Genomic DNA, 12,179 nt, shown 5'->3' on the forward strand with positions numbered 1-12,179 from the left:
GAACGCACCACTCGTCGCATCCCGACGGTTCGATGACGCCTGCAGCGGGAATGCCCCGAACACAGCCCACTGTTCGGAGGTTTGCCCATGACAAGCGGGGACACGAGGACCGATACCGGCCACCGACCCGATCTCGACATAGTTCTCCACGTCGACGGGGTGGAGCGCCGCGTCCCGATCGACGTCCGCACCACCGTGCTCGACGCGCTGCGCGACCGCCTCGGGATCACGTCCCCGAAGAAGGGATGCGATCTCGGTCAGTGCGGAGCATGCACCGTGCTGATCGACGGCCGGCGCTCCCTCTCGTGCCTGGCCCTCGCCGCCTCGCACGACGGCGCCGAGATCGTCACCGCCGCCGGACTCGGCGACGGGGAGATGCATCCGCTCCAGGCGCAGTTCATCGAGGACGACGCCTTCCAGTGCGGTTACTGCACCCCCGGCCAGATCTGTTCGGCCGTCGGCATGCTCGACGAGTTCGCCGACGGGTCACCGAGTCACGTCACGGCCGATCTCGACCAGGCACCCGAACTCGACGACGACGAGATCCGGGAACGCATGAGCGGCAATCTGTGCCGTTGCGCCGCCTATCCCAACATCGTCTCGGCGATCCGCACCGTCGCCGCCGGCGACAGCCGACTCGGTACCGGCGACAGTCGACTCGATACGGAGGCGTCGCGATGAGCTCCCTCCGCTACGAGCGACCGACAGATCCCGCCGCGGCCGTCGCCGTCGTGCACGAGACACCGGGCGCGGTCTTCCTCGCGGGCGGCACGAATCTCGTCGACCACCTCAAACTCGGCGTCGCGACCCCCGACGTTCTCGTCGACGTCTCGCATCTACCGCTCGACACCGTCGAGGAGACGACCGACGGAGGAATCCGGGTGGGCGCCAACGTCCGCAACAGCGACCTCGCGGCACACCCCTTCGTGCGGCGCAACTACCCGGTGCTGTCGCGTGCACTGCTCGCCGGTGCCTCGCCTCAGCTCCGGAACACCGCGACCACCGGTGGCAACCTGCTCCAGCGCACGCGGTGCTCGTACTTCCGGGACGTGAGCACCCCCTGCAACAAACGCGAACCCGGCAGCGGCTGCTCCGCCATCGGCGGATACACCCGCTACCACGCGATCCTCGGCGCCTCGGAGCACTGCGTGGCCACCCATCCCTCCGACATGGCGGTCGCCCTGCTCGCGCTCGACGCCGAAGTCCTCGTCCTCGGCCCGGACGGTGAACGCGCGATCGCGGTGGAGGACTTCTACCGCCTTCCCGGCGACACCCCCGAGCGCGACACCGTGCTCGAACGTGACGACCTGATCGTCGGCGTGCAGATCCCCGCAGCGCAGAGTTCGCTGTCCACCTACCGCAAGGTGCGCGACCGGGCGTCCTACGCCTTCGCGCTGGTCTCCGTAGCGGCCGAGATGACCGTCGCGGACGGGACGATCACCGGGTGCCGCATCGCATTCGGCGGGGTCGCGCACCGGCCCTGGCGGGCACACCGCGCGGAGGAAGCGCTCCTCGGGCAGCAACCCTCCGACGAGGTCTTCGCCGCTGCGGCCGAGGCCGAACTCGCCGACGCGAGCCCCCTCGACGGCAACGCCTACAAGATCCCGCTGCTGCGGCGCACCGTGGTGGCGACCCTGCGCGAACTCGACGAACGACGGGAACGAGGTGGATCCGCATGAGCCCCGAGCCGATCCGAACAGGTGGGCGCTCCACCGCGCGAATCGACGGACCGGCGAAGGTCGCCGGGACGGCGCCGTACGCCTACGAGCATCCGGTCGACGATCCCGCCTACCTCGTGCCGCTCACCTCCACCATCGCCCGCGGGCGCGTCGACCGGATCGACACCGCCGCTGCCGAAGCGGTGCCCGGGGTGCTGAAGGTCCTCACTCCCTGGAACGCCCCGCGTCTCACCGAGGAGGCCGAAGGTGAGTACTCCGTCCTGCAGACACCCGAGGTGCTGTACCGGGGGCAGATCATCGGTGCGGTCGTCGCCGAGAGCTTCGAGATCGCCCGGGAGGCATGCTCGCTCCTGGAGGTCGAATACAGCGAGGAACCGCACGACGCGCTCTTCCGCGCCGACCATCCCGATGCGTACACCCCCGAGACCGTCAACGGTGGCTACGAACCCGACACCGAGCGAGGGGATGTCGACGCGGCGTTCACCCGCGCCGAGACGGTGATCGATCAGTGGTACTCCACCCCCGAGGAACACAACAACCCGCTCGAACCGCACACCGTCGTCGCGATCTGGCGGATCGACGTCGTGCCGTCGAACGGTGAGGTCGACGCACACACTTTGACGCTGTACACCTCGACGCAGCATCCGCACGGTGTCGTCGAGACCCTCGCACCGGTCTTCGGCCTCGACACGGCCCGGATGCGGGTGGTCTGCCCGTACATCGGTGGGGGATTCGGTTCCAAGGGCGGTCCTCACGCGCACGACGTCCTCGGCGGACTCGCGGCGCGGGCCCTGCCGGGCAAGGCGATCAAGTTCGCGGTCTCCCGTCCCGACATGTTCGGTTACGTCGGCTACCGGGCTCCGACCGCCTCGCACATCCGGCTTGCGGCCGACAGTGACGGCAGGCTCACCGGTCTCGTGCACGAGGCGTTCGCCCAGTCGTCCCGGGTCACCGAATTCGTCGAACAGGCGGGGGTACCGCTGCGCAATCTGTACGACGTCGCCAACGCCCGCACGTCGCATCGCGCGATCACCCTCGATGTCCCGGCGCCGTTCTGGATGCGCGCGCCCGGTGAAGCCCCGGGCATGTTCGCCGGTGAGGTGGCGATGGACGAGCTCGCCGCCGAACTCGGGATCGACCCGATCGAACTGCGCATCCGCAACGAACCCGAGTCCGATCCGGAGACGGGGAAGCCGTGGTCGTCGCGCCGGCTCGTCGAATGCCTCCGCGAAGGCGCACAGCGGTTCGGATGGGATCCGTCCGACCGCGAACCCGGAACCCGGCGGCAGGGCCACACCCTGATCGGTACCGGCATGGCGGTCGCGACCTATCCCCACATGGTCAATCCCGGCTCGGAAGCCCATATCCGGCATCTGGGGGAGGGGCGCTACTCCGTCCGCATCGGAGCCACCGACCTCGGTACGGGCGCGTGGACGACCCTGACCCTCATCGCCGCCGACGCACTCGGATGCCGACCGGAGGACGTGGACCTCGAGATCGGCGACAGCGCACTGCCCAACGGCACGGTGGCCGGCGGGTCGTCGGGCACCTCGTCCTGGGGCACCGCGATCGTCACGGCCGCAGAGCAATTCGGCAAACGCTTCGGCGACGATCCGCCGGTGGGCGCCGAACTGTCCGCGTCGGCAGCCGAGAACCGCGAACTCGAGCACTACACCGCACAGTCCTTCGGTGTGCACTTCGCCGAGGTGCACGTCGACGCCGACACCGGCGAGATCCGGGTGCCCCGGATGTTCGGGCTGTTCTCCGTAGGACGGGTGATCAACCCGCGGACGGCGCGGTCGCAGTTCATCGGCGGGATGTCGTTCGGGATCTCGATGGCGCTGTTCGAGGAGAGCATCCGCGACGCGCGTTTCGGGCACGTCGTCAACCACGACCTGTCGGAATATCACGTGCCGACGCACGCCGACATCCGTGGCATCGAAGCCGATTGGCTCGACGACGAGGATCTGCATGCGACACCCATGGGGTCGCGGGGGATCGGTGAGATCGGGATCGTCGGCAGCGCCGCGGCGGTCGTCAACGCCCTGTGGCACGCGACCGGCGTACGGGTTCGGAACCTGCCGGCCCGGCTCGACGACCTACTGCCCGGACTGCCCTGACGCATCGGACCGGTGACAGATCAGCAGCCAGCGATTGGTGCCGGCCTGTCGCCGGTACCGCAGTTCGTCGAGCGCGGCGAGGGCGATGGCGAGTCCTCGACCGCGCTCGGCGAGGGCGTCCGGGAGTTCGACCGAACGCAGATCCACACGGGCCGGAGCGCCGTCGTCGACGAACACGGCCTCGAGACGATCCGGATGGAGTTCCAGGGTCAACGTCACCGAGACGGCTCGTCCCCGACCTGCGTGTTCGATGATGTTCGCGGCGATCTCGGCAACCGCGATCTCGAACTGCACGCGGTCGGACTCGTCGAGTTCGTCGGCGGCGAACATCTCCGCGACCAGATCCATGATCCGGTCGAGGGTGCCCTCGCTCGTCGGCGCGGACAACTCCCACCGGCCGGACGCGCCGTCGGCAGAACGGATGTCGGGTGATCCGTCAGTCGCCATCGAAGGCCGTGTCCGCGGAATCGTGGGTCGCCAGGACCCGATCGAGCCGGGTCAGCGCGAGCACGCTCTGCACCTGCGCCGTGGGCGAGGCGATCCGCAGGTCGCCGCCGGCCTGCCGGGCGGCCTTCAATCCGGACACGAGTGCGCCGAGCCCGGAGGAGTCGATGAACTCCGTCGTGCTGAGGTCGACGACGAGCCGATGGGATCCGCTCTCGACGAGATCGCGCAACTGCTCGCGAAGACGTGGTGCCGCAACCATGTTCAGGCGACCGGTGGGCTGCACGACGGTACTCGTTCCGACCGTACGCGTTTCGTAGTGGCTCATCGAACTCCTTCGTTCTCGGGTCCACGGTAGCGAGCCGCGCCGATCACCACCGACAGAATCAACAGGTCGAACACGACCCAGACGAGGTTCGCGGTCACGCCGAGAACCGAGATGTCGCCGAGGAACAACCGCACCGCGCCGACGACCGCCGCCACGACCAGCAGCACCATGACGAGCAGTTGCTGACGGAACAGATACCAGGGGACACCCTCGCCTCCCTGACGCGTCTTCGGGGTGACCGCGAAATCCAGCGGCTTGTCGAAGTACACGTTGAGGAAGGCCGTCCAGCACGCCCTGATCCACACCGGGAACAGTGCGAGGCTGTACTGCTGGCCACGCCAGGTCGGTGTGCCGCGGCCGACGACGAAGAACAGCAACTGACTGAGGACCAGGAACGGGACGAGCCGCGCGAAGAAGTCGAGACTGTAGGCCTCCACCGGCAGGACCCCGAAGACGAGATAGATCACCGGCGCCGCGAAATAGGCGAGGGCCGCGAACCCCGAGAGATAGCTCCACATCGTCGCCCAGTACATGAGGCGCTGCGCGAGGGTCATGCCCTTCTGGACGAGTGGGTTCTCCCGCAGCATCACCTGAATCGTGCCCTGCGCCCACCGGAGCCGCTGCGTGACCATCGTCTTCGGATCCTCCGGCGCCAGTCCGTACGCGAGGATCTCGTGGTGGTAGACGGACTTCCAGCCCGCGCCGTGCAGACGCATCGAGGTGGCCATGTCCTCGGTCACGGAGATCGTGGCCAACGCGAGCATCGGCTCGGCCTCCTCGGCGCGGTCGACGTCGACGGCCCGGATCATCGCGCGGATCGATTCGAGTGCACCGAGCGGTGACCATTCGCGGTCGGCGAGGCGTTCGAGCACGGTCTCGTCGATGGTGAGCGCATCGGTTCCGTGTGCGTCGAGCGCGGCGATCTCCTCGAGATCGGCTCGGATACCACCGAAGTCGGCATCGACGATGCTGCGCGCAGCGGCGTCGACCGCCTGCTGGAAGCGGAAGGTGACGTCGGCGAGTGCTGTTCCCGCCCGCAGTTCGCCCCGTGCCGAGCGAACGGCCTGTCGCACCGACTCCAGTGCCGCGGCCACGTCGGGCTGATCGGCGGGCACCTTCCGGCGTGCGCGGTCGACCACCTTGCCGGCGGTGCGCAGGGTGCGTTCGACGCCGTCCTCGACGGCCCGGACATAGCCGGAGATGCCGAGTTGCATGAGCGCTTCGCGTCGGAGGATCGCGTTGGACCCGCAGAAGAACGCTGCGTTCCAGCCGTCCTTGCCCTGCTGGATCGGGCCGTAGAACAACGGGGCCTGGCTGCCGAGCGGGTCGGACTCGGGAACGTTGGTGAAGTACTGCGGTGTCTGCACCAGGGCGGTGCGGTCGTCGGTGAAGTATCCGAGTGTGCGGTCGAGGATCTCGGGTTCGGGCACCTGGTCGGCGTCGAGGATGAGGAGGAACTCGCCGTCCGAATGCAGCAGCGCGTTGATCAGGTTGCCGGCCTTGGCATGGCGCGGCTTGTTCGTCCAGCTCGCCGCCCGCGTCATGTAGTCGACGCCGAGTTCGGCGGCCGCTGCGGCGAGTTCGGGCCGGGCTCCGTCGTCGAGGATCCACGTCCGGTGCGGATAGCGGATCCGCTTCGCTGCCGCGGCGGTGTGCAGCACCAGGTCGACGGGTTCGTTGTAGGTGGTGATGAACACGTCGACCGTCAACCCCTCCGGCGCTGCGGGTGGTTCGGGCCGTCTCTTCAGCCGCCACATCGTCAACGCGAAGAGCAGCGAGTCGATCAGGCTGTACGTCTCCGCCAGCACCAGCGGTATCGCGATCCACCAGGCATCCCAGTTCACGGAGAACAGCCAGCGCCAGACGATGTAGTTCAGACCGACGACGACCGTGAGGACGATGAGGACGCGCAGGAAGGGGGACGGGTAGCCCTCTTTCGTGACAGCCTTCACGACACCTCGTTCCGTCGTATCGCGACGACCGTGACGTCGTCGAGCGGAGGTTCGTTCTCCGTCAGGGCACGTGCAGCGGCCACCAGCGCCTTCGGGGTCGGATGGTCGGCGACGAAACGGCACAGTGCCGCCGGATCGCTGTTCTCGTCGAGCAGGTCGAGCAGTCCGTCCGAGCAGACCACCAGCATGTCGCCCGGGACGAGGTGCGCGGTCTCCGATGTCCATGTGGTGGCGGGGAACACCCCGAGCGGTGGGCCGTCGCCCTCGACGGGTTCGACCCTGCCGTCCGCGCGACGGATCGCCGCGAGTCCGTGCCCTGCATCGGCGTGGTCGACGTCTCCCGTGGAGAACTCGATCGCAGCGACGAAGGAGGTGGCGAACGTTCCCGTGTGCTCGAAGTCGTCGGCGAGATGCTCGGCGCCGAGGGTCAACGCCATCCCCGTGTCGAGCACGCCGACCGGACGGCGTCCGAAACGGTCGAGCACGCGGCCGGCACCGCGCAACGAGGAGCGCACGCCCGACGCCAGGATCGCCGCGCCGAGACCCTTTCCCATCACGTCGGCAACGGAGATCACGACGCCCTCGCGGAGCCGGTAGTGGTCGTAGAAGTCGCCACCCACCACGAAGGCGGGCAGGCAGACGGTGGCGATCTCGTAGCCCGGGAGGTCGGGTAGCGGCCGGGGGAGGAGTTGCTTCTGGATCTCGGCGGCGCGGTCGAGTTCGTCGGAACGGTCGAGTTCGCGTTGCGCCCATTCGGCCAGCTCCGCGAAGGTGTCGAGCTGATCCGGGTCGAGGTTCCTCTCCTCGGTGTCGTAGATGCAGAAGGTGCCCACGGGATGACCGGCCGGACCGAACAGTGGGTAACCCGCGTAGAACCGGATCCCACCGTCACCACCGATACCCGGGATGTCCATGAAGGCGGGATCGGTTGCGGCATCGGGGAGGACGAGTGCGAGGTCGTCCGGTCGCTCGTACGCGCGCGCGATGGTGGTGCGGCACACCGTCCTCTCGCGAGGAACCTCGGAGAGTTCCAATCCGAGGATCGACTTGAACCATTGCCGGTCGTGGTCCATCAGCGACAGCGACGCCATGGGGACGCCGAACACGCGGCACGCCATGCGGGTGATCTTGTCGAAGCGCTCCTCGCGAGGGGTGTCGAGCAGCTCGAGCCGCTCGACGTCGCGCATGCGCTCGTCCTCGAGATGGTCGGGGAGCAACGACGCCTCGGATGTCATCGTGCGGTGTGTCTCCTGTGCAGAGCGTCGCCCAGGGCCGCCGCGCACTCGGCCGTGCTGGTCAGGCGCCAGTCGGTTTCCTTGTTGTGATGGAACCACACGAACGTCGTTGCCGCGGGGTGACTGTCCAAGTAACCCACCAGACCCCGGATCCAGTCCGGTTTCGATCCACCGGCCTCCGCGCTCGCGACCTCGGTGACCGCGACGGGACGACCCGGGGCGATCCGGCCGAGTTCGTCGAAGGTCGGTCCGAACAGCTCCTCGGGGGACTGCCAGCGACTCCACGGCCGCGTGGTGCCCCAGTTGTAACCGTCGACCCCGACGACGTCGACGTGGTCGTCACCGGGATACAGGGGTGCGATGGGACTGCTGCCCTCGTGCGGGACGTTGACCGTCCAGATCCAGCGCACGTTCTCGGCCCCCTTGGAAGCGAACAGTTCGTGCACGTGTCGCCACGCCGCGACGTAGGTCTCCGGTGGGGTACCGCCGGCGGGACCCCACGGGTACCAGTCCCCGTTCGGCTCGTGCGCGAAGCGCAGGTACACCGTCCCGCCCCACGCGGTGAGTTCGTCCGCCCACCGGTAGAGATGGTCGTCGTGGACCCCGGCGGCGATGTCGGCCATCGTGATCGACGTCCGGTCGTACGTCCCGTCGCCGCGCTGCAGCCACGGCTCCCACGTGACGATCGGGTCGGCTCCCGAGGCACGCACGATGTCGAGGGCCCCGACGGGTGGAGGGGAGAGGAAGTCGACGAACCACAGCACCGCACCCGGCGCGGCGCCGACCGCCTCGGTGACCGCGCGGTACTCGTCGACGGCCACCGGGCCGCCCGGGGTGCTGATGCCGAAGCGGGGACACGCGGTGCTCGTCTCGTCGAGCGGGGCGGAGATCGGCTCGCACTGACGGCGCGAGTCGCAGGCGGCACACAGGGACAGTGCCAGCAGTGCGGCGACCATCGCGCGAACCGGGTGCACGAGGAGTCATTCTTCCCGGGCGGAGCTCCCCGCGCAGGCCCTCCGGAGGGTGTTCTCGCAGTGACCTCGGGAAGTTGTCGGTGGCACCCGCCACACTGTGCTCGAGGTCTCTCTCGGACGCGCTGCGGCGACACGCCGAGACACGCCCGAAACGCCGTGGAGGGAGGGTCGCGACCTGGGAATATCACCTTTGTAAGTCACAACATCCTGGGTTCTGTGTATCCGACGGACACAAGGTGTAGTGTCTAGACCGCTGGAGGGCCACAAGTGCCGACGATCTCTCGGGGAAGCGGGATCGGACGGATAAGTGGGCTTCCGGGTAACGCACAGCAGTCAGTCGTCAGGCCGCCCACGGCCGTCGGAAAAAGGGGCATTCATGAACATCACCGTCTACACCAAGCCTGCCTGCGTCCAGTGCACCGCCACCTACCGCGCCCTCGACAAGGCCGGCATCGAGTACGACGTCGTCGACATCAGTGAGAACCCCGAGGCCCGCGACTACGTCATGGCGCTGGGATACCTCCAGGCGCCCGTCGTCGTCGCCGGCGACGACCACTGGTCGGGCTTCCGCCCCGATCGCATCAAGGCGCTCACCGTCGCGGCCTGAGCCCGGGCCGCGTTCGCGGCGGCCCGATCGTCGTCGTCTCCGGGCGGACGTGTTCTTCCGTGTCCGCCCGGGCCGGTCTTCGCAATCGAATGAAGAGTGGTGACTACCGATGGCTTCGCTGGGGTCGATCCCGGGAACATCGCTGGTGTACTTCTCGAGTACATCCGAGAACACCCACCGATTCGTGCAGAAACTCGGGATTCCGGCCAGCCGGATCCCGCTGCACGATCGTGAGGGAAATTTCGAGGTCCACGATCCGTACGTGTTGATCGTGCCGACCTACGGTGGCGGGACGACCGCCACGGGTCGCGACACCCGCTACGTTCCCAGACAGGTCATCCGATTCCTCAACAACGAGCACAATCGGAGTCTGATCCGCGGTGTCATCGCGGCGGGTAACACCAACTTCGGCGACTCGTACTGTTTCGCGGGAGACATCGTCTCGCGCAAGTGCAAGGTGCCGTATCTGTACCGGTTCGAGTTGATGGGCACGACGGACGACGTCGAGCGTGTCCGCGACGGTCTCGCCCGATTCTGGGAGTCCGTTCTCCAGAACGCCTGAGCCACATCCGTATCCGTATTCGACGCGCGTCGCGGACGTGACTGCGCGGCCGTTTCCTAACTCCGACAAGTGGGGACAGCACTGTGACCATTACCGATCCCGCTCCCGCCACGAGCGCACACCTCGACGATTCGATCAAGGATCTCGACTACCACGCGCTCAACGCGATGTTGAATCTGTACGGCCCCAACGGCGAGATCCAGTTCGACAAGGATGTGGCCGCCGCCCGCCAGTACTTCCTGCAGCACGTCAACCAGAACACGGTCTTCTTCCACAACCTCGACGAGAAGCTCGACTATCTCGTCGAGGAGAACTACTACGAGCCCGAGGTGCTCGAGAAGTACTCGCGTGCGTTCGTCAAATCGCTGTTCGAGCACGCATATTCGAAGAAGTTCCGGTTCCCGACCTTCCTCGGTGCGTTCAAGTACTACACCTCGTACACGCTCAAGACGTTCGACGGCAAGCGTTACCTCGAGCGCTTCGAGGACCGCGTGTGCATGGTTGCGCTGACGCTCGCCGACGGCGACGAGATCCTCGCCCGGCACCTCGTCGACGAGATCATCTCCGGTCGTTTCCAGCCGGCCACCCCCACCTTCCTCAACTCGGGTAAGAAGCAGCGCGGCGAGCCCGTCTCGTGCTTCCTGCTCCGCATCGAGGACAACATGGAGTCGATCGGCCGCTCCATCAACTCCGCACTGCAGCTGTCCAAGCGCGGTGGCGGTGTCGCCTTGCTGCTCAGCAACATTCGTGAGCACGGCGCTCCGATCAAGAAGATCGAGAACCAGTCCTCCGGCGTCATCCCGATCATGAAGCTGCTCGAGGACTCCTTCTCCTACGCCAACCAGCTCGGTGCCCGTCAGGGTGCCGGTGCGGTCTACCTGCACGCGCACCACCCCGACATCTACCGCTTCCTCGACACCAAGCGTGAGAACGCCGACGAGAAGATCCGCATCAAGACCCTCTCGCTGGGTGTCGTCATCCCCGACATCACGTTCGAGCTGGCGAAGAAGAACGAGGACATGTACCTGTTCTCGCCGTACGACGTCGAGCGCGTCTACGGCAAGCCCTTCGCCGACATCGACGTCACCGAGAAGTACTACGAGATGGTCGACGACAAGCGCATCCGCAAGTCGAAGATCAAGGCGCGCGAGTTCTTCCAGACCGTCGCCGAGCTGCAGTTCGAGTCGGGCTACCCGTATGTCATGTTCGAGGACACGGTGAACCGGGCCAACCCGATCGCCGGCAAGATCACGCACTCGAACCTGTGCTCGGAGATCCTGCAGGTCTCGACCCCCTCGGAGTTCAACGACGACCTGTCCTACAGCCATGTGGGCAAGGACATCTCGTGCAACCTCGGTTCACTGAACATCGCGAAGACGATGGATTCGCCCGACTTCGCGCAGACCATCGAGGTCGCCATCCGCGGCCTGACGGCCGTCTCCGACCAGACGACGATCTCGTCGGTGCCGTCGATCGAGCGGGGCAACAACGAATCCCACGCCATCGGCCTCGGCCAGATGAACCTGCACGGCTTCCTCGCCCGCGAGCACATCTTCTACGGGTCCGAGGAAGGCGTCGACTTCACGAACATCTACTTCTACACGGTGCTGTTCCACGCCCTCCGTGCGTCGAACAAGATCGCGATCGAGCGCGGCTCGTACTTCAAGGGCTTCCCGGAGTCGAAGTACGCCTCGGGTGAGTTCTTCGACAAGTACACCGATCAGGTGTGGGAGCCGGCGACCGAGCGGGTCCGTCAGCTGTTCGCCGAGTCGAACATCACGATCCCCACGCAGCAGGACTGGCGCGAGCTGAAGGAGTCCGTGCAGAAGCACGGCATCTACAACCAGAACCTGCAGGCGGTTCCGCCCACCGGTTCGATCTCGTACATCAACCACTCGACGAGCTCGATCCACCCGGTCGCGTCGAAGATCGAGATCCGCAAGGAGGGCAAGATCGGGCGTGTCTACTACCCGGCGCCCTACATGACGAACGAGAATCTCGAGTACTTCCAGGACGCGTACGAGATCGGCTATGAGAAGATCATCGACACCTACGCTGCTGCGACGCAGCACGTCGACCAGGGTCTGTCGCTGACGCTGTTCTTCAAGGACACCGTCACCACCCGCGACGTGAACAAGGCGCAGATCTACGCGTGGCGCAAGGGAATCAAGACCCTGTACTACATCCGTCTGCGGCAGATGGCGCTCGAGGGCACCGAGGTGGAGGGTTGCGTCTCCTGCATGTTGTGACCCTGCTCCACGACAGTCCTTGCACCAGC

The 12,179-nt window shown here is 66.7% G+C and carries 11 protein-coding genes; 6 read left to right on the forward strand and 5 right to left on the reverse strand.

Annotation, left to right across the window (positions count from 1 at the left end; translation table 11 throughout):
* The first annotated feature begins 87 nt into the window (after positions 1-87).
* Genes B9C99_RS05060 through B9C99_RS05070 form a run of 3 tightly spaced genes read left to right on the forward strand, consistent with a single transcriptional unit; the run spans position 88 to position 3,799 of the window.
* Positions 88-681: a 2Fe-2S iron-sulfur cluster-binding protein gene (locus B9C99_RS05060; RefSeq protein WP_037190583.1), complete on the forward strand. Its 594-nt coding sequence runs from the start codon at positions 88-90 to the stop codon at positions 679-681.
* Positions 678-1,679: a xanthine dehydrogenase family protein subunit M gene (locus B9C99_RS05065; RefSeq protein WP_088897145.1), complete on the forward strand. Its 1,002-nt coding sequence runs from the start codon at positions 678-680 to the stop codon at positions 1,677-1,679. The genes B9C99_RS05060 and B9C99_RS05065 overlap by 4 nt, the downstream gene beginning before the upstream one ends.
* On the forward strand, positions 1,676-3,799 hold the full coding sequence (locus B9C99_RS05070; RefSeq protein ID WP_088897146.1) for a xanthine dehydrogenase family protein molybdopterin-binding subunit: 2,124 nt from the start codon (positions 1,676-1,678) through the stop codon (positions 3,797-3,799). Before B9C99_RS05065 ends, B9C99_RS05070 begins: the two co-directional genes overlap by 4 nt.
* On the opposite strand, the gene B9C99_RS05075 is transcribed toward B9C99_RS05070, so the two are convergent.
* The 5 genes from B9C99_RS05075 to B9C99_RS05095 are packed head-to-tail and all read right to left on the reverse strand — an operon-like array spanning position 3,779 to position 8,714.
* A complete protein-coding gene (locus B9C99_RS05075) occupies positions 3,779-4,246 on the reverse strand; it encodes an ATP-binding protein (RefSeq protein WP_172414870.1) in 468 nt (155 codons plus the stop codon). The two genes, B9C99_RS05070 and B9C99_RS05075, sit on opposite strands and share 21 nt — an antisense overlap.
* Positions 4,236-4,571, reverse strand: coding sequence for an STAS domain-containing protein (locus tag B9C99_RS05080; protein ID WP_016693156.1), 336 nt, complete (start codon positions 4,569-4,571; stop codon positions 4,236-4,238). Before B9C99_RS05080 ends, B9C99_RS05075 begins: the two co-directional genes overlap by 11 nt.
* Positions 4,568-6,523 carry a glycosyltransferase gene (locus B9C99_RS05085; RefSeq protein WP_088897147.1) on the reverse strand — a complete coding sequence of 652 codons (1,956 nt, stop codon included), beginning with the start codon at positions 6,521-6,523 and terminating at the stop codon, positions 4,568-4,570. The genes B9C99_RS05080 and B9C99_RS05085 overlap by 4 nt, the downstream gene beginning before the upstream one ends.
* Positions 6,520-7,758: a PP2C family protein-serine/threonine phosphatase gene (locus B9C99_RS05090; protein ID WP_088897148.1), complete on the reverse strand. Its 1,239-nt coding sequence runs from the start codon at positions 7,756-7,758 to the stop codon at positions 6,520-6,522. Before B9C99_RS05090 ends, B9C99_RS05085 begins: the two co-directional genes overlap by 4 nt.
* A complete protein-coding gene (locus B9C99_RS05095) occupies positions 7,755-8,714 on the reverse strand; it encodes a glycoside hydrolase family 26 protein (RefSeq protein WP_088897149.1) in 960 nt (319 codons plus the stop codon). The genes B9C99_RS05090 and B9C99_RS05095 overlap by 4 nt, the downstream gene beginning before the upstream one ends.
* 394 nt (positions 8,715-9,108) lie before the next feature.
* Between B9C99_RS05095 and B9C99_RS05100 the strand changes: the two genes are divergently transcribed.
* From B9C99_RS05100 to nrdE, 3 genes are all read left to right on the forward strand, one after another.
* Positions 9,109-9,339 carry a redoxin NrdH gene (locus B9C99_RS05100; RefSeq protein WP_006550390.1) on the forward strand — a complete coding sequence of 77 codons (231 nt, stop codon included), beginning with the start codon at positions 9,109-9,111 and terminating at the stop codon, positions 9,337-9,339.
* 109 nt (positions 9,340-9,448) lie between these two features.
* On the forward strand, positions 9,449-9,901 hold the full coding sequence (gene nrdI, locus B9C99_RS05105; protein WP_016693152.1) for a class Ib ribonucleoside-diphosphate reductase assembly flavoprotein NrdI: 453 nt from the start codon (positions 9,449-9,451) through the stop codon (positions 9,899-9,901).
* Positions 9,902-10,068: 167 nt separating this feature from the next.
* On the forward strand, positions 10,069-12,150 hold the full coding sequence (gene nrdE / locus B9C99_RS05110; RefSeq protein ID WP_230824059.1) for a class 1b ribonucleoside-diphosphate reductase subunit alpha: 2,082 nt from the start codon (positions 10,069-10,071) through the stop codon (positions 12,148-12,150).
* Positions 12,151-12,179: the final 29 nt, after the last annotated feature.

The sequence above is a fragment of the Rhodococcus sp. BUPNP1 genome, assembly GCF_002215235.1.
GTDB lineage: Bacteria > Actinomycetota > Actinomycetes > Mycobacteriales > Mycobacteriaceae > Rhodococcus.

What these genes read in the sequence shown, in the direction of transcription:
- B9C99_RS05100 (WP_006550390.1), top strand. Translation starts at nt 9,109, where the DNA reads ATGAACATCACCGTCTACACCAAGCCTGCCTGCGTCCAGTGCACCGCC.
- B9C99_RS05090 (WP_088897148.1), bottom strand. Translation starts at nt 7,758, where the DNA reads ATGACATCCGAGGCGTCGTTGCTCCCCGACCATCTCGAGGACGAGCGC.
- nrdI (WP_016693152.1), top strand. Translation starts at nt 9,449, where the DNA reads ATGGCTTCGCTGGGGTCGATCCCGGGAACATCGCTGGTGTACTTCTCG.
- B9C99_RS05075 (WP_172414870.1), bottom strand. Translation starts at nt 4,246, where the DNA reads ATGGCGACTGACGGATCACCCGACATCCGTTCTGCCGACGGCGCGTCC.
- nrdE (WP_230824059.1), top strand. Translation starts at nt 10,069, where the DNA reads ATGTTGAATCTGTACGGCCCCAACGGCGAGATCCAGTTCGACAAGGAT.
- B9C99_RS05060 (WP_037190583.1), top strand. Translation starts at nt 88, where the DNA reads ATGACAAGCGGGGACACGAGGACCGATACCGGCCACCGACCCGATCTC.
- B9C99_RS05070 (WP_088897146.1), top strand. Translation starts at nt 1,676, where the DNA reads ATGAGCCCCGAGCCGATCCGAACAGGTGGGCGCTCCACCGCGCGAATC.
- B9C99_RS05065 (WP_088897145.1), top strand. Translation starts at nt 678, where the DNA reads ATGAGCTCCCTCCGCTACGAGCGACCGACAGATCCCGCCGCGGCCGTC.
- B9C99_RS05095 (WP_088897149.1), bottom strand. Translation starts at nt 8,714, where the DNA reads ATGGTCGCCGCACTGCTGGCACTGTCCCTGTGTGCCGCCTGCGACTCG.
- B9C99_RS05080 (WP_016693156.1), bottom strand. Translation starts at nt 4,571, where the DNA reads ATGAGCCACTACGAAACGCGTACGGTCGGAACGAGTACCGTCGTGCAG.